Consider the following 16511-nt stretch of genomic DNA (forward strand, 5'->3'; position numbering starts at 1 on the left):
GTTTCCGGTTTCAAGCTCGAGCAGTGCCTTTGAAACTCGAAACTTGAAACTTCGACTGCCTTATGGAGTGCCGAAGATACATTGTCCGCGGCCGCGTGCAGGGAGTCGGCTTCCGCTGGTTCGTGGAAAGCGCGGCGCGCGCGCTGGGCATCACCGGCTGGGTACGCAACAATGCCGACGGCGCGGTGGAAGTGCTGGCCATGGGCAGCGGCGAGCAACTGGCCGCGCTGCACAAGCAGTTGCGCGCCGGGCCGCGCGCCGCGCGCGTTGACGACGTAGAGGTCATTCCCGCGCAACTGGTCCCGAACCTGACCACATTTCGCATTGAAGGAAGCTGGTCCTGATGCAACCGAAGCCCGCGATGAACTGCGACAACCTCAAGAAACTCATCCGCGAGGTGCCCGATTTCCCCAAAAAGGGCATCCTCTTCTACGACATCACGACGCTGCTCAAAGACAACGTGGGCTTTGCCACGCTGATTGACGCGCTGAGCGAGCACTACCTGAACAGCCGCGTGGACCTGGTGCTGGGCATCGAGGCCCGCGGGTTCATCTTCGGTCCCGCGCTGGCCTATCGCCTGAACGCGGGGTTCGTCCCCGTGCGCAAGCCGAAGAAACTTCCCGCCGAAACCGCCAAGTGGACTTACGATTTGGAGTACGGCTCCGACACGCTCGAGATCCACAAGGACGCCATCGCCAAGGGCCAGCGCGTGCTGATCGTCGACGACCTGCTCGCGACCGGCGGAACCGCGAATGCCACGGTGCAGCTGGCCAGATCGCTGGGCGCGGACGTGGTGGGCGTCGGGTTCGTGGTGGAGTTGACGTTTCTCGGCGGCCGCCAGAAGCTGGCGGGCACGGACGTTTTTTCCCTGATGCAGTACGACAAATAAGCGCGCTCTCCGCTTTCCGCAAGAGCAGCGGCGCCTGGCAATTGGGGCTTAGCCGCCAAGGGCCGTTGTGGCGCCCAAGGGCCCGGCACGGCAGCGTTGAGATTCCTGGATCGGCGCGGATGGCGCCGGTGGCGGCGTCCTTCGCTTCGCGAAGGATGACTCAATCAAAATGTTTGGCTCCGGGCTGAGCGCAGCGTGAGCTGCTCAGGCGCCAAATGCTGAGTGCTAACCGGTGCGTGCTAACGGCCAGGTGGCGTGCTCCTGAACTCAGCTTTACACCCCCTTTCAGGCGACATATAGTAGGCCGCACTTACATCCGGCCAGGTGCGCCCGAACGTCATGTCGAAATCTTCCGGTCATTCCTCCAGCGGCTCCGGCACGGCGGTTGCGCGCGCCAGGACGGCCGATCAGAAAGCTGCGCCCGCCAAGTCCCGCACAGCGGACCCTAAGGACAAGACGATCCAGCAGCTCACCATGCTGTTCGAGGCCACGCGGCTGCTGAATTCCACGCTCGACCTGGCCGAACTGCTCGAACTCATTCTCAAGATCGCCCGCGAGGAAGTGAAAGCCGATCGCGGAACGGTCTTCATGGTCGACCGCGACGAGAAAGAACTGTGGTCCATCGTGGCTTCGGGCCTCGATCACCAGGAGATCCGCGTACCGTTCGGACACGGTGTGGTGGGCAAGGTCGCCGAGAGCGGCGAGATCATCAACGTCGCCGACGCCTACGACCTGGAATATTTCGAGCGCAGCTTTGACCAGAAATTCGGCTACCGCACGCGCTCGCTGCTTTGCCTGCCGATCCGGCACCGCTCGGGCGAGATCGTGGGCGTGATCGAGCTGCTCAACCGGCAGGACGGCGTGCAGTTCACCGCCGACGACGTTGAGTTTCTCACCAAGCTTTCAGCGCACATCGCCATGGCGCTGGAGAACGCGCGCCTGCACCGCGAACTGCTGGAGAAGCAGCGGCTGGAGCGCGACCTGGCGCTGGCGCGCAGCATCCAGCGCAACCTGCTGCCCGAGGCGCCGCCGGTGGTGCCCGGCTATGACATCGCCGTGGTCAACGAGATGTGCTACGACGTGGGCGGCGACTACTACGACTTCCTCTCGCTTGGCCCGCAGACGCTGCTGCTGGTGATCGCCGATGTGGAAGGGAAGGGCGTGGCCTCGGCGCTGGTGATGAGCAACCTGCAGGCCACGCTGCGCGCGCTGATCATGCACCTGCATTCGCTGGAGGTGCTGGCGCTTTCGCTGAACGACATGATCTGCGCCGACACCAAGTCGCAGAAGTTCCTCAGCATCTTCCTGGGCCTGGTGGACACGCGCGGCAACAAGCTGCACTACATCAATGCCGGCCACGTCCCGCCGCTGCTCATCAAGGGCGAGAGCGGCGAGTACAAGCGCCTGGAAAAAGGGGGCATGGTGGTGGGCATGTTCCCCGACGCGGCGTTTACGCGCGGAACGGAAAAGCTCTCCGCCGGCGACATCCTCGTCTGCTGCACCGACGGCATCGTGGAGGCCGCCAACAAGCAGGACGAAGAGTTCGGCGACGCGCGCCTGGCGGCGGCCGTCGGCCGTCACCGCGCCAGGTCGTCGCAGGAGATCGTGGCCAGCGTGCTGCAGGACGTGGCGAAGTACTCCGCCGGCGGACCGAACATTGACGACAAGGTGCTGATGGTCGTCAAGGTGAAGTCGGACGGAGCGGACGAGGCCAAGCCCGGCGCCCCGCCGCCGCAGCCCTGGGCATTCCGGGCGTAGGTCAGTTCGCAGTTAGGGCGGGACTTGACGGTTTTCGGAACTACCCCCACTCAAGCCAAAGAAGGGCTTGAGTGGGCCACCCGCCGAACAAGTCGGTGGCGTGGTTTCTTGTGTACACGACCAGACCGGCGGACTGATGCAGTTGGTTTCCCGCTCCATATGCAAACCTGCGCTGCACCCAGAGGAGTGTGGCAGTCATATGGTTGGCCAACCGGTTTAACTAAGGTACTCGCGACGAGAAAATAGCGATCGAAGCCCAGAGAGCGGTGACGATACAAGGACCGCCCACCCTTTGCTCCGCACAAACCGCTCCGCAAAGGATGGGGCACCGGCGATGCGGCGACTTCAGTCCCCACATTTGCTTAAGAGTCGAGTTGCGTGATGGCAATTCCGAGCGGCAAATGTGCGCCACCTCCCAACGGCCTCGCCTAAATTCGACCGGAGACGCAGAAGGAGATGCTGGCCAACACGAGGATGACCATCACGACGCCGATCCAGTTCAGATGCACAAAGGATGTGAAGCTATCGGGAGGAGTTCCGTAGCGCTCGAAGAGCCGGAACAAGACGCCAGTGCTGGTGATGCGGATTGCTAGCAGACGAGCGTGCTGCGACAGCTCCCATGCCCGAATGAGTAGCAACGGAATCGCGATAGCTCCAATGAAAAGACCCGACGCCCAGAGCCAGCGGTTCATCTCTTCTCTCCAAATGTCAGTACGTCAATATGCCCGGCAGGTGAGCCGGAACAGCCCTACATACGCCAACAGGTGGCGGCTCTACAGGCACGGTAAACCGCATTCTCGTGTGCATCTGCGTGTTCAGGAGGGGAGCGCTTACCTCCCCAAATAGCCACACCAAATCTACCCAAGGGACATTGTCCAGTACCGATAAAAAAGGGTTGCTGGTAGGCTGGCCCGGCGCATCTAGATTTCGGCATCGCTCGTGTATCTCACCATTCGCGGCGATGTGAACCACGCCAGTGCAGGGGCTAATCACCTCAAAAACACATGTATTTGGGGGAGATATTTGCTGCACGGGGTTCTCATACCAAATCGAATCGACCCCGGATCTTACGGAAAAAACAGGATTTGCAAAAAACGACGCCGTGCCGCAGCTAAAGCTGGCCTCGTTGAAAAAGTCAATCGACCCTTGCCCATCCTCGTTCGTGGCACTTAGCGCGACTACGGCTTCCGCGCAGCAGGAACCAGCAGCTGATGCTGACTGCGAGCTTCCGCTCGGCAAGTGAACCGTTACGTCCGCATATGACCAGTAGCTTGGACAGGAAGTATCTGCCTGCGTGTAGTTACTCGCGATGGCGTTGCCGTTTCCGTCAACCCACATATCCGAGTACGCATACATCGGGCAGCCCTGCCCCTGGGCGCCTGTTGGCAGCAGCGCTACCGAAAGCAACAACACTGCAGCGGAACAGATTGTTTTCATAAATATATTCCTCTCCCGCCTCAATTACTGGGCAACGCAGGGATGACTTTGATCTTTGACTTCATTGCAGCCACGTAGGTATCAAGTCGCTGCAACCCTTCCGTGGTTAGCTTGTTCCGCAATGCTGCGGCCCTGTCCTTGATTCTGCGGTCGCGCTCGGCCGAACGGTCGCGTCCTTGCACGAACAGCGACGCCTTGAGTGTTGCGTCGGTGATCGCTCGCGCCGATCTGTGCAGGTCGGTGATCTGCCGGTCGAGCGGCGTGACTTCGGCGAGGAACGCCGTGAGTTCGGCTTCAAGTTTCTGACTGTCATTGGAGTCCAGCCCAACGGCTTTGCGGACCAGACCGCACTTCTTCTTTTGTAAGGGCGTGGCATCGTCGGCGCAGGCGGCGACGCGCAGGAAGATGCCGCGGACGACATCGTCGGGAATCTGCTCGGGGTGCTCGGAGCCGAGAATCGTGCCAGGAGGGTCGCCGGCGGGCGCGCCGTTTCCGCGGGGGCGCGGGGCGGTAGCCAGGAAGACGTCCACGGCCCAACGGGCCACATCGCTCTGCCCCGGCCCGTTCACCTTGGAGCGGAAGCGGTACTCGTTGCCGTACTGGTCTGTGCGGCGCGACTCTTTGTAGTCGAGAGCAATGGAGTTCACGCCGTGCGAGGCCAGCGTGAACAGCTCTTCCGGCTCCGAGACGCCATTGTGGTTTGCGTCCACCCAGAGGCGCAGCGAGTTGAAGATGGAGTCGGCGGCGCTGATCATGCCGTCGCCGTCGCCGCCGTTGGCGGCTTTATCGAACTCGGCAAGCGCGATGAAGCCGTTGGGATTCGGTGAGGCGGGCTGCGCGGTGAAGTTGCCGAAGAGCTCTGCGCCGTTGTCAATGCGACCGTTCCCGTCGCGGTCGAGGACGAGGAAGGCGGTGCGCGAGCCGACACTGGTCCAGGCGAGGCGGACCGGTTTGCCGTTGGCCTGGATGTCGAAGAGGACGCCTTCGGCGGGCCCGGTGAGGTCGAAGCCGGTGCCGGCCAGGTCAATGAGGATTGGGGACGGGTGTCCGGGTGGGCATTCCGGACCGCCCGGATAGCCGCAGTCGCAAGCCATCTGCGCATTAGCTGGAACACATACCGCTACAAGGAGAATGCCAAAGAAGGCGGTAAGGCGGGGGCTGAATTGCAGGAACATGACGGCTCCCATCGGCGGGTATTCAGAACCAGCGGGGAAGCTACTCTGGTCGCGGGGGGGTGATTCAGCGCGACTGTTCGCTGACCACCAGGGGGGCGCCCTTCGCCAGGTAGCCCTTGCGCTGGAACCAGTCTTCCATTGCGGTCTTGAGGTGATCGAGAGGGACGCGGCGTCCGACCTGCATGACGCCGTCGGAGACCGGCAGGGTGTCGTCGAAGACGGGGTCGTTGGTGAAGTTGCGCATGGCGAAGCTGTCGAGCCACTTCAGCGGCGCGGGGTGGCGGCGGCCGCCGGCTTCGTACTCGATGCGGAGGGTGCGGGAGAACATAGTGGCGAGTGGATAGGGGCTAGTGGCTAGCGAAACCGGCGGTGCGAACCCGTTCTACTAGCCACCAGCCACTGGCCACTGATCACTTCTTCGCCTTCGGCCCGGCGTTGCGCACCGCTTCCGGCGCTTCGAAGCGTTTGAAATTCTCTTCAAAGCGGGCGGAGAGCTCGGCGGCCTTCCGGTCGTAGGCGGCCTTGTCGGACCAGGCGTTGCGCGGGTTCAGCAGCTGCGCCGGCACTTCGGGCAGGGCCTTGGGAATGCTGAAGCCAAACGAAGACTCGGTTTCGAATTCGACCTTCGCCAGCCGCCCATCCACGGCGGCGCGGACCATGGCGCGGGTGTAAGGCAGGTCCATGCGCTTGCCCACGCCCGGGGGGCCGCCCTGCCATCCGGTGTTCACCAGCCAGCATTGCGCGCTGTGCTGCTTGAGGCGGCGGCCGAGCATTTCGGCGTAGACCTTGGGGGCGAGCGGCAGGAAGGGCGCGCCGAAGCAGGTGGAGAAGGTGGCCTGCGGCTCTTTGACGCCGGCTTCGGTGCCGGCGACCTTGGCGGTATAGCCGGAGAGGAACTGGTACATGGCCTGCTCGTTCGCCAGGCGCGCAATCGGCGGCAGCACGCCGAAGGCGTCGGCGGTGAGAAACACCACGTTCTTCGGATGTCCGCCGACGCCGGGGATCACGGCGTTGTCGATGAAGTCGACCGGGTAGGCGGCGCGGGTGTTTTCGGTAATGCTCTGGTCGTCGTAGTTGGGGACGTGGGTTTCCGGATCAATCACCACGTTTTCCAGCACGCAGCCGAAGCGGAGGGCGTTCCAGATCTGCGGCTCTTTTTCGCGCGAGAGGTTGATGCACTTGGCGTAGCAGCCGCCTTCGAAGTTGAAAATGCCGGCCGGTCCCCAGCCGTGCTCGTCGTCGCCAATGAGGCGGCGCATCGGATCGGCGGAAAGCGTAGTCTTGCCGGTGCCCGAGAGCCCGAAGAAGAGCGCGGTGACGCCGTCGGCGCCGACGTTGGCCGAGCAGTGCATGGGGAAGACGTCCTGCGGCGGCAGCAGGAAGTTCATCACGCTGAAGATGGACTTCTTCATCTCGCCGGCATAGCGCGTGCCGCCGATGAGCACTACGTGGCGGGTGAAGTCGGTGATGATGAAGGCTTCGGTGCGGGTGCCGTCGCGCGCGGGGTCGGCCTGGAAGCCGGGGGCGGCGATGACGGTGAACTCCGGCCGGTGGAGCTGCAGTTCAGCTGGGCTGGGGCGAACGAACAGTTGCCGCGCGAACAGATTGTGCCAGGCGTACTCGTTGACCACGCGGATGGGCAGGCAGTGGGTATCGTCGGCGCCGGCGCGCAGGTCCTGGACGAAGAGCTCGCGGCCGCGAAGGTAATCGAGCACGCGGCCGAGCAGGGCATCGAATTTCTCCGATTCGAAGGGCTGGTTGACGGCGCCCCAGGCCACCTTATCGGCGGTGATGGCGTCGTTGACCGTGAATTTGTCTTTGGGGGTGCGGCCGGTGTGCTTGCCGGTGTAGGCCACCAGCGCCCCGTTGCTGGCGAGCCGGCCCTCGCCGCGGCGCAGGGCGTGCTCCACCAGGGGGCCTTCGCACAGGTTGCGATGTACGCCTTGGCGGCCCAACAGCTCGTGGAGCTCGCTCCTGACGTCGGTTTGTGTAGCCATACGCCGCTCTCCTGGACCGCAAACCTTCTATTTTGCCCCACAAAAGACCGGCTTCCAAGCGGTATGCAGGGAAGCGTGCCTGGCGGGGTACAACGTGGGCGCTGCTAACGGTAGCAGAAAAGCGGCCACGCGGGGCTGCATTGTTGGTGACACCGGTCGCCGTTGGCAGTGTCCGGTAAGGCATTGACGGAACGGAGAATGGCCGCTTATCCGACTTCGCGGAAGGGGGTGAGGGGCTGCTCGGGCACGCTGCCGGCGCCGGCGAGCACGGCGTGCAGGTGTTCGAGTGTTTCCGCAGTGGTGAGCACGTACATCTCGCGGCCGCCGTCGAGTCCCGATTCGATGGCGTACTTCAGGTAGTGGCCGGCGATCTGGATGGCCAGCGGATCGGTGATCACTTTGCCGGTCTGCTGCTTGTACTCCACCCAGGCGGGATGCGGCAGCGAGATCCAGACCGGGCGATCACCGGCGACAAACTTGATGTCGACCGCGTCGGCGTGGCGCGTGGCGATGGCCACGACGAGGGCCTGGTATTGGCAGTGGATGTCCTGCTTCGTCCAGCGGTCGCTGGCGTGGAAATCTTCGTACATGCGAACAGAAATATAGCAGAGGGCAGCGAAAGGGTGCTCCTGGCTGTTAGCTCCCGGCTGCGGCCAAAAGCTGAAAGTTAGAGCTGAGAGCGGGTGTTTTCGCTGGCCACTCGCTGCTCTTCACTTTTCACTGCATTTACAATCGGAGCGGATGCCCACCACAACCAAGGCCACGGAAACCCAGCCCGCAATCCTGCTTGCAGAAAACTTCTCCGGCATTCCCTGGCTCGTTCACGGGTTCAGCACGCGCCGGCCGCCTTCGCCGGGCGGTCAGCACGAAAAACGCGGGGCCGATTTCAATCTCGGGCTGATTGAGGGAGCCAACAAGGCCGGCGTCGAGCGGAACCGGCGGCTGTTTTTGCGCGCGCTCATTGGCGGGCGGCCGGCAAGGCCGTGGACGCTTGTCACGGCGCGACAAGCGCATTCCGACGTGGCGCACCACATTCGGCGCACGCCTGCGCGCCCGCTCGCGCTCACCGGCGACGGCCTGATCACGAAGGCGCCGGGGCTGCTGCTGGCCATCAAGACCGCCGATTGTCTGCCCGTGCTGATCGTGGACGTGAAGCACAAGGCCGTGGGCGCGTTTCATGCCGGATGGCGCGGCACTGCCGCGCGCGTAGTCGAGAAAGGCGTAGGCGCCATGCGCCGCGCCTTCGGCAGCCGCGCCCCGGACCTGCGCGCCGCGATTGGTCCGGGGATCCACGTGTGCTGCTATGAGGTGGGCGAAGAGGTGCGAGAAAAGTTCGAATCGCAGTTTGCCTACGCCGCGGAGCTGTTCCGGGAAAACTTCGAAGTCGATCCGGTGCGGCAGAAGTATCCCATGCTGTTCATGAACCAGCGCGCGCCGGGACACGCCGAGGTGAGCCGCCAGATCCATCTTGACCTGGTGGAGGCCAACCGGCGGCAGCTGCTGCACGCCGGGCTCGCGGCTGAGAACATCAGCGCGTCGCCGCTGTGCACCGCCTGCCGGACGGACCTGCTGTTTTCGCACCGCCGCGAGCACGGGCGCGCGGGAAGGATGATGGCCGCAATTGGCATCCGTTAAGTCAAAACGAACCTTCAACGCAGAGCGCGCGGAGATCGCAGGGTAACGCAAAATACGAAAAGCCCGGCTCATGCCGGGCTTCGTGATTTCACTCGGGACTCGGTACTGAGTACCCGGTACTAATAAAGTCTGAAGTTCACTTCCACGTTGATCTGCACGGCTACGGGCTGGCCGTCCTTGCGGGCGGGCTCGAACTTCCAGGTCTTCACGGCTTCGATGGCCTTTTCGTCGAGTCCCAGACCGAGCGAGCGCTGCACGCGCACGTCGTGCACGCGGCCGTCAGGTCCCACCACGCACCACAACACGACGACGCCCTGGTATTTCGACTTGCGGGCTTCCTCCGAATACTCCGGGTCGGGCTGGTAGATGACGCGCGGTGCGCTCACGCCGCCACCCACGCGATACGGACCGCCGCCAATGCCGCCGCCCCATCCGGGGCCGACGCCGGGCCCGCGTCCGGAGCCCACGCCGCCGCCCGAGCCTGAGCCAATGCCGCCGCCCGACCCGGTGCCGTTGGAGGGCGTCAGGACGCTGGAGAGCGGATCGCCCACGTTGGGCAACTGCGCCAGCTTCACTTCCGGCGGGCCGACCACGGTGGGCTCCATGGGAAGCTTGGGATCAGGATTGCGCAAAACCACCGCCGGAGGCGTGAACTGTTCGCGCGCGAACTTGGGCGCGGCGCCCTTGCTGGCTTCGAGCTTGTCGCGATCGCCGCCCCCGCCACCGCCGCCGGCTTCGGTCTTGGAAGGCGGCAGGACGTAGGGGCTGATGTCGGTCACCAGGCTTACCACCTGCTTCACTTGCTGCGGGTGCGAAACGACGATCATGCCGGAGAGCAGGATGGCCGCCAGTCCGACCATGTGAAGTCCGAACGAGTAGGCAAAAGTACGGCGCTGCACCGCATAAACGCCGTATCCTGCGCCAAACAGGGTGGGCAGGATGTCAGGAGGCGGCGGTGGAGCCGCGGCGCGCTTCGGCGCGGGCTTGACCGGTGCTGGTTTCGTACCCGGAGACGCCATGGGGAATGCCTCAGTATAGCCGGGAAAGCAGCCGCTTTCCAGAGCTACAGCCACCAAAAACACGTGCGCAATCAGTTGTTAGACGCGGGCCGGGAACAAAGGTTCCTGGGACGGCGGCCATTCGCAACCAGCAATTGGCATTTGGCCGTGGAGGGTTGTGTCAACGGGCGCGGCGGTGGAGATTCCCCTGATCGGTGCAAACTGCGCCGGCGATCGCCCTTCGCTTCGCTCAGGATGACACTCAGCGGACATATCGCCGGCCAGATGCTAACGGCTGATTGCCGCCTTACTTGAACATGGCGGCGAACAGGCCGCGCACCCTGGCGAAAAAGCCTTTTTTTACTGGAGCAGCCGTAGCCTGCGCTGCGACCGTCGGCGGCGGGGAAACGGTGGGGCTGATCTGCAAGGCGCGGCCGATGTCGTCGAGGCGCACGCGCGCGATGGTGATCGGCGGTGGATCGGGGGCGGCGGCGCTGAACACGAACGGCGCGTCCACCTGGACGTGGAGCGCACCGGCGCGCTGAGGCGGCAGCGGCGCGGTGGGTTCCTGTGTGGCGGCGACTGTCGCGGGCGAAGAGGCAGGCGCGAGCAGCGCGGGCGGCGTCGTCATCGGCAGCGGCAAACTGGCGGAGGGGGCAGTCTGCGGCGGCTCGTCTCTGGGGCGAATGGAAACCTCGTGCCAGCGCCCATCGTCGGGCGTTCTGGTCGCCGCGGCCGGCTGGCCCTGGTGGAGGGCATCGTTCTGCGCGCGCTTCACGCCGGGCAGCGCGGGGCAGCCGCAGTCGGGCGGGACATCGAGCGAAATCTCAGCCACGTGCCCGTGCTGGAACACGACCTGGTCGCCGGGGCGCACCTGGTAGGTGCCGTCGCCCATCATCTCGGTCACGATCACTGAGGCCGCGTTCGCGGGCAGCGAGCGTACGCAGGCGTTGCCGCGCGCGTCAGCGCTGACGGCGAGATGGAATGTACCCGGGCCGACCAGCAGCATGCGGAAGTCGGGCGTCTGGATGGTGTCGGCGTGGGCGGCGAGCTGGTAGTGCAGTTCGACCGCGCCGGTGCCCATGCCGAGCGAGAGCTCGCGCCCGCTGGGCGACGCGCCCACGGTCACGCTCGTACCCGGGCAGACGCGCACCTCGCCGCCACGCGCCAGGCGGAGCGTGGCCGCCCCCGCGCCCGCCGAGACGGTGGAGCCGGCAAGCACGCGCGTGCCGCCGCCGGTCAGCACCACCGAGCCGCGCACGGCGGCGTCGGCGGCGAAAACGTCTCCCACCGGCGCCTGCGCATACCCGCCGCCGGCGCCCGCCAGGCACACACCGGCCAGGGCTATCAGTCTCTTCAGAGAAGAACAGCAGAACGGAGCCACAGCCCGACAATTATCCGATGCGCAACGAAAAGCTTCAACGAGAAGCCTTCAACGCAGAGGACGCGGAACCGAAGACCTTCAACGCAGAGGGCGCGGAGGTCGCAGTGGCGTTCATTCCGGAGGCCCTGCCGCATTGTCGGCTCGCATTGTGATGGATGCGGACCGCGGCGCGGCGCTGAAATGGGAATCCTCCGCGCTCTCCGCGTCCTCCGGAGGCCTTTGCTTTACTGTTCGGCGAGAAATTCGTACTGCTCGATGATCGCCGCGATGCCCACTTTGCCATCGGGCGAGGCGGGGTCCACGCGCACCACGCGGCCCTTGCAGCGCACGCGGATGCTTTCGGTCAGCGTGATCTCGGGCGGAAGCGTGAGGGTGAATTCCAGGCGCGAGCCCTCTTCGATGTTGCTGTCCAGGTAGAAGAAAACGCCGCGCGCGCTGACGTCTTTGGTCTGGGCAGCAACTTCACCGGCATTCTGGTCGGCGAACCGCACCGTGACCGGTAACCGGAGCGCGAAGCGTCGTGTCCCGCGCTGGTCGTGTTGCGCTTGAATCATGCCGCCTCCGATGGCTGGGCGTTAACTCGGCGCTAAGCGTCTCAGGATAAATCCGTCCCGGTTACAGTCAAGCGTCAAAGTGGGCTGCAGTGCTTTCGGTGCAAACAGGGGCAAGGCTTGCAACGCAGAGGACGCAGCTTCATGCAGCCGGGAAAAATCACTTCGTACCGGCCCGCGCGCGCCGTGCGCGTTCCGGCGCCTCGCATCAATGACATTGTCTGGAGCGTCGCGGAATCACTGCCCGTACGGCCGTGCGCCTGGCCAGGTTTTGTCGGCGCCACTGAGCAGTTCTGGACGCATCTGCATCCGCGTACGAGATCTGTCACGCACGCCGGAACAGCCGCCGCGAGCTGGAGAAGATTGCCCCGTCAGCCGCGGAGTCCCGCGCTTCCGCTTGACATCGCAAGGAGAAGAGCCTGGCGTCAGGCAGGGCTTCCAGTCCGGCCATGGAATCTATGAGCACCCGCTGGTGGAGCCGCAGCTCATGCAGCGGTAGCAACTGCCGTTGCGCGTCATGATGGCGCCGCAGGTGGAGCACGAGGGCGCGTCGCCCATGTCGACGATGTCCTTCAACGCGTCGGCCGCGTGCACCACGCCGCGCGCCGGCGGACGGTTCTCCGAACCAGTGGTGTCGAGGCCGATGTCGTCGCTCGAGGCCGAAGCTGAGACCGGGCCGACAGCGCCCGGAAGCGCGCCGTTGGTTTTGGGACGCAGCTCATCGAACAGCATCTGCTGCTGGCCGGTGAGGAAGCGCTGCTGCAGCCAGCGGAAGATGTAGTCCATCACGCTCTTGGCGTAGCCGATCTCCGGGTTCTGCGTCCAGCCGGAAGGCTCAAAGCGCGTGTGCGCGAACTTGTCGCAGAGCAGCTTGAGCGGCACGCCGTGCTGCAGCGCCATGCTGATGGCCAGGGCGAAGCTGTCCATCAGGCCGGAGACGGTCGAGCCCTCCTTCGCCATGGTGATGAAGATCTCGCCCGGCGAGCCGTCTTTGTAGAGGCCGACGGTGATGTAGCCGTCGTGCCCGCCGATGGAGAACTTGTGCGTGATGGAGAGCCGCTCTTCCGGCAGCTTGTGGCGCACGGCGCGCGGCGGGCCATTGGGGTCCTGCTCGATCACGGTCGTGAGTCGTGGGTCGTTGGTCGCTGGCGAAGCTCCAGACGACGCGGTCGGGGTTCCGGCCGCGCTGAGCGGCTGCGACTTCTTGCAGCCATCGCGATAGATCGCCACTGCCTTCAGCCCCAGCTTCCAGCTCTGCGTGTAGGCCTCGCAGATGTCTTCGATGCTGGCTTCGTTGGGCAGGTTCACGGTCTTGGAAATGGCGCCGCTGATGAACGGCTGCGTGGCCGCCATCATGCGCAGGTGCCCCATGTAGTGGATGCTGCGCGTTCCCTTGGCCGGCTTGAACGAGCAGTCGAAGACGGCCAGGTGCTCGTCCTTGATGTGCGGCGCGCCCTCGATGGTGCCGGTCGCGTCAATGTAGCTGACGATGGCCTGCGCCTGCTCGTCGGAGTAGCCGAGCTTGAACAGCGCCGCCGGCACCGTCTGGTTCACGATCTTGATCATGCCGCCGCCCACCAGCTTCTTGTATTTCACCAGCGCCAGGTCGGGCTCGATGCCGGTGGTGTCGCAGTCCATCATGAAGCCGATGGTGCCGGTGGGCGCCAGCACGGTGACCTGGGAGTTGCGGTAGCCGTGTTTCTCGCCGTGGGCGAGGGCTTCGTCCCAGGTCTGCTTGCTGGCCTCGATCAGGTCGGCGAGCTGCGAGTTCTTCACCGTCGATGCGGACGAGAGCGTGCTTGCGCCGATGCTGTTGACCGAGGCGCGGTGCATGCGGATCACGTCGAGGAACGGCTCGCGGTTGATGTAGAAGCCGGGGCAGGCCGCGCCCGGCATTGAGTCGGCGTCGTGCACGCCCAGCCGCGTGCTCACCAGCTCGGTGGCCGGCGCCAGCGGCTCGCACAATTCCGCGATCCGCGAGGACTGCAGGTACGCCTGCCCGCACATGATGGCGGTGACGCAGGCGGCGTAGTCGCGTCCGGCCTCCGAGTCGTACGGCAGCCCGGCCGCCATCAGCAGCGCGCCCAGGTTGGCGTAACCCAGGCCCAGCGGGCGATAGTCGTGCGAGTTGCGCGCGATCATCTCGGTGGGATAGCTGGCGTTGTCCACCAGGATTTCCTGCGCGGTGATGACCACGTCAACGGCGTGCCGGTAGGCCTGCACGTCAAACGTGCCGTTGGGCGCGAACTTCATCAAGTTGAGGGACGCCAGGTTGCACGCCGAATCGTCGAGGAACATGTACTCCGAACACGGGTTCGACGCGTTGATGCGCGCCGTGTTCTTCGAGGTGTGCCACCGGTTGATGGTGGTGTCGAACTGCATGCCGGGGTCGCCGCATTGCCAGGTGGCTTCGCCGATCTTGCGCAGCAGCGTGCGCGCCTTGTGCGTGCTCACCACGCCGCCGCCGGAGACGGCGCGCAGCGAGAAATCGGCGTCGCGCTCGACGGCGAGCATGAACTCGTCGGTCACGCGCACCGAGTTGTTGGCGTTCTGGAAGAAGATGGAGCTGTATGCCTCCGAGTCGGGCGAGGAGCCGTCGTAGCCGGCGTTGACCAGCGCCCACGCCTTGGCTTCTTCCTTCGCCTTGCACTCGATAAAGTCGATGATGTCGGGATGGTCAATGTTGAGGATGACCATCTTGGCGGCGCGCCGTGTCTTGCCGCCGCTCTTGATCACGCCGGCGAAGGCGTCGAAGCCCTTCATGAAGCTCAGCGGGCCGGAGGCCTGGCCGCCACCGCTCAGGATCTCCATCGAGCCGCGCAGCGGCGAGAGGTTCGTGCCCGTGCCCGAGCCCCACTTGAAGAGCATGCCCTCGGTCTTGGCAAGGGTGAGGATGGAGTCGAGCGAGTCCTTGACCGAATTGATGAAGCACGCCGAGCACTGCGGCGCCGAATAGCCTGTGCGGCTGAACTCAACTTTTCCCAGCGCCGCGTTCCAGTGCCAGTTGGTGGCGTCGCTGTTGGGCTCGATGCGGTCGCAGCCCACGTTGAACCATACCGGCGAGTTGAACGCCGCTTTCTGCTGCAACAGGATGTGCACCAGCTCGTCGTGGAAGATGGCCGCGTCTTCCGAGCTGCGGAAGTATCCCTGCGCCTGTCCCCAGTCGCGAATCGTCTCAGCCACGCGCGCCACGAGCTGGCGCACGCCGGTTTCGCGCTCGCTCGTCCCCAGCCGGCCGTGCAGGTACTTGCTGGCCACGATGTTGGTCGCCGTCATGGACCAGTCCTTGGGGACCTCGACATCTTTCTGCTCGAAGATGGCATTGCCCTGCGCGTCGGTGATGACGGCATTGCGCAGCTCCCACTCGACTTCGTCGTAAGGCGAGACGCCGGCCTTGGTGAACAGGCGGCGGAAGCTCAGGCCCGGCGCCTTCTTGCGCGACGGACGGGGAGGGGCGGATTCAGCCGCGACCGGCTGTGTAGGGGCAACGGTCTTGTTGGTTACTTCGGCCATTTTCTTCACTCTCCTTAGGTTCTCTTGGCCAACAGCACGGTTCACCACGGCGGCGCGCGTTCTTGCTTCTCGGCGGCCGCAAAAAGTCGCTAGAAGCCGTAAGGGAAGGGAGCCGGCCGCCGCATCGGGCGGCCCTGCTCCCTCGGAGCGGCAGCTGGCGGTGCGTGGGCGCCCTGCGACGCAGGCTGCTCGTCGCCGGGATCGCAGTCCAGCAAAAGGTCGTAACCGAGCGGCGCTTGCTGTTCCGTAGAAGCTTGCGCAGCGGCTGCCGGCCCGGTTGCCGTGTCGTTCACGCTCGCCGCGGCCGCGCCTGAGAACCAGCGTCCCAGGGCCGACGTTACCGCCAGGCGCTGCGCCGCGTCTTCGATCACGGCGAAGCGGACGTAGCAGTTCGCCGCCGCCAGCCGGTCGCGCAATGGACTTGTGGCCGCGAACAGGCGGCTAACGGCGCGTCCCAGGTCCTCGGCTTGCGCGAGATAGAAGATGGCGAGCATCTTTTTTTGCCGCTCCGCGGCAGACCGTTGAGCGTCCGAGCCGCGGCCATCACTGCCAAGGCCTTCGCTGAGCACCGCCACCTCTTGCGCCAGCACAAACACTCCCGGACGCGGCGGCACCAGCAGCAGGCTGAAGCTCGATTCGCAGCGCGACCAGCGCGACCAGGTCAGGCGCAGCGCGTCGGCGTGGCGGTCCAGTTCCCAGGCGGGGCGCTGGCCGCCTGCCGAAGGGACGGTGGCGGAAGGGTTGTTGTTCATCGCGTTTCCTCTCCCCCTGCGAAGAGGTACCGGTCCCGCCGCGTGGAAGCGGCGGGAAGCATGCATCGGAGCCCGACTGCCGTCCTGTTTGAGTTCGCGAGGATGGTTCAATTCCGGGTTTGGCCCCGGAAGACCCACTCCAATTCCCCCGCCGGCTGCTTCATTCCGGCCCCTCCCGGCGGGGGCCCCGGTCACCGCAAAAACGTGCTCCGGCGGGCTCAAAAATGCCTTGAGAACTGCCGGACCGGGTGGCGGTCACCTCTGACGCCGCCCTGAGCGTGAAGCGCACATTACGCCCGTATATAGGGGCTGTCAAGAGCTAACCGCTATATCTAGTATTGTACCTCCAAAGCCGCGTCAATAGCGGAATCTGGAGAGTTAACAGCGGTCGGTTGGACTTCTCAGGCTGGACTGTTTTCCAC

The 16511-nt window shown here is 64.7% G+C and carries 14 protein-coding genes; 4 read left to right on the forward strand and 10 right to left on the reverse strand.

Annotation, left to right across the window (positions count from 1 at the left end; translation table 11 throughout):
* The first annotated feature begins 62 nt into the window (after window positions 1–62).
* The 3 genes from VFA60_07535 (at window position 63) to VFA60_07545 (ending at window position 2647) form a co-directional block, all read left to right on the forward strand.
* Entirely contained in the window at window positions 63–344 is a 282-nt protein-coding gene (locus VFA60_07535; GenBank protein HZQ91624.1) for an acylphosphatase, read from the forward strand.
* Entirely contained in the window at window positions 344–889 is a 546-nt protein-coding gene (locus tag VFA60_07540) for an adenine phosphoribosyltransferase (protein HZQ91625.1), read from the forward strand. The genes VFA60_07535 and VFA60_07540 overlap by 1 nt, the downstream gene beginning before the upstream one ends.
* 324 nt (window positions 890–1213) lie before the next feature.
* Entirely contained in the window at window positions 1214–2647 is a 1434-nt protein-coding gene (locus VFA60_07545) for a GAF domain-containing SpoIIE family protein phosphatase (protein HZQ91626.1), read from the forward strand.
* 428 nt (window positions 2648–3075) lie between these two features.
* Here VFA60_07545 and VFA60_07550 read toward each other — a convergent pair whose 3' ends face one another.
* The 5 genes from VFA60_07550 to VFA60_07570 form a co-directional block, all read right to left on the reverse strand.
* Window positions 3076–3339, reverse strand: coding sequence for a hypothetical protein (locus tag VFA60_07550; protein HZQ91627.1), 264 nt, complete (start codon window positions 3337–3339; stop codon window positions 3076–3078).
* Window positions 3340–4104: 765 nt separating this feature from the next.
* Window positions 4105–5178: a hypothetical protein gene (locus tag VFA60_07555; protein HZQ91628.1), complete on the reverse strand. Its 1074-nt coding sequence runs from the start codon at window positions 5176–5178 to the stop codon at window positions 4105–4107.
* A 145-nt stretch (window positions 5179–5323) separates the two neighbouring features.
* Window positions 5324–5587, reverse strand: coding sequence for a hypothetical protein (locus VFA60_07560; GenBank protein ID HZQ91629.1), 264 nt, complete (start codon window positions 5585–5587; stop codon window positions 5324–5326).
* Between the two features lie 82 nt (window positions 5588–5669).
* Window positions 5670–7256, reverse strand: coding sequence for a phosphoenolpyruvate carboxykinase (ATP) (gene pckA / locus VFA60_07565; protein ID HZQ91630.1), 1587 nt, complete (start codon window positions 7254–7256; stop codon window positions 5670–5672).
* Window positions 7257–7462: 206 nt separating this feature from the next.
* Complete coding sequence (locus tag VFA60_07570) at window positions 7463–7846, reverse strand: hypothetical protein (GenBank protein ID HZQ91631.1); 384 nt, start codon at window positions 7844–7846, stop codon at window positions 7463–7465.
* A gap of 151 nt (window positions 7847–7997) precedes the next feature.
* On the opposite strand from VFA60_07570, the gene pgeF reads away from it, so the two are divergent.
* Window positions 7998–8891 (forward strand): peptidoglycan editing factor PgeF, encoded by an 894-nt coding sequence (gene pgeF / locus VFA60_07575; protein HZQ91632.1) that lies wholly within the window; start codon window positions 7998–8000, stop codon window positions 8889–8891.
* Between the two features lie 119 nt (window positions 8892–9010).
* On the opposite strand, the gene VFA60_07580 is transcribed toward pgeF, so the two are convergent.
* The 5 genes from VFA60_07580 to VFA60_07600 all read right to left on the reverse strand — a co-directional run bounded on the left by VFA60_07580 (window position 9011) and on the right by VFA60_07600 (window position 16089).
* Window positions 9011–9910 carry an energy transducer TonB gene (locus tag VFA60_07580; protein HZQ91633.1) on the reverse strand — a complete coding sequence of 300 codons (900 nt, stop codon included), beginning with the start codon at window positions 9908–9910 and terminating at the stop codon, window positions 9011–9013.
* A 286-nt stretch (window positions 9911–10196) separates the two neighbouring features.
* Window positions 10197–11222, reverse strand: a complete 1026-nt coding sequence (locus VFA60_07585) for a hypothetical protein (protein HZQ91634.1) — start codon at window positions 11220–11222, stop codon at window positions 10197–10199.
* 275 nt (window positions 11223–11497) lie between these two features.
* Window positions 11498–11827, reverse strand: a complete 330-nt coding sequence (locus tag VFA60_07590; GenBank protein ID HZQ91635.1) for a PilZ domain-containing protein — start codon at window positions 11825–11827, stop codon at window positions 11498–11500.
* Between the two features lie 453 nt (window positions 11828–12280).
* The gene (locus VFA60_07595) at window positions 12281–15337 is read right to left on the reverse strand and encodes a vitamin B12-dependent ribonucleotide reductase (protein HZQ91636.1); all 3057 of its coding nucleotides are present in this window, start codon (window positions 15335–15337) and stop codon (window positions 12281–12283) included.
* Window positions 15338–15426: 89 nt separating this feature from the next.
* Window positions 15427–16089 (reverse strand): hypothetical protein, encoded by a 663-nt coding sequence (locus VFA60_07600; GenBank protein ID HZQ91637.1) that lies wholly within the window; start codon window positions 16087–16089, stop codon window positions 15427–15429.
* Window positions 16090–16511 lie beyond the last annotated feature (422 nt).

The sequence above is a fragment of the Terriglobales bacterium genome, assembly GCA_035651995.1.
Classification (GTDB): Bacteria; Acidobacteriota; Terriglobia; order Terriglobales; family Acidobacteriaceae; genus DASRER01.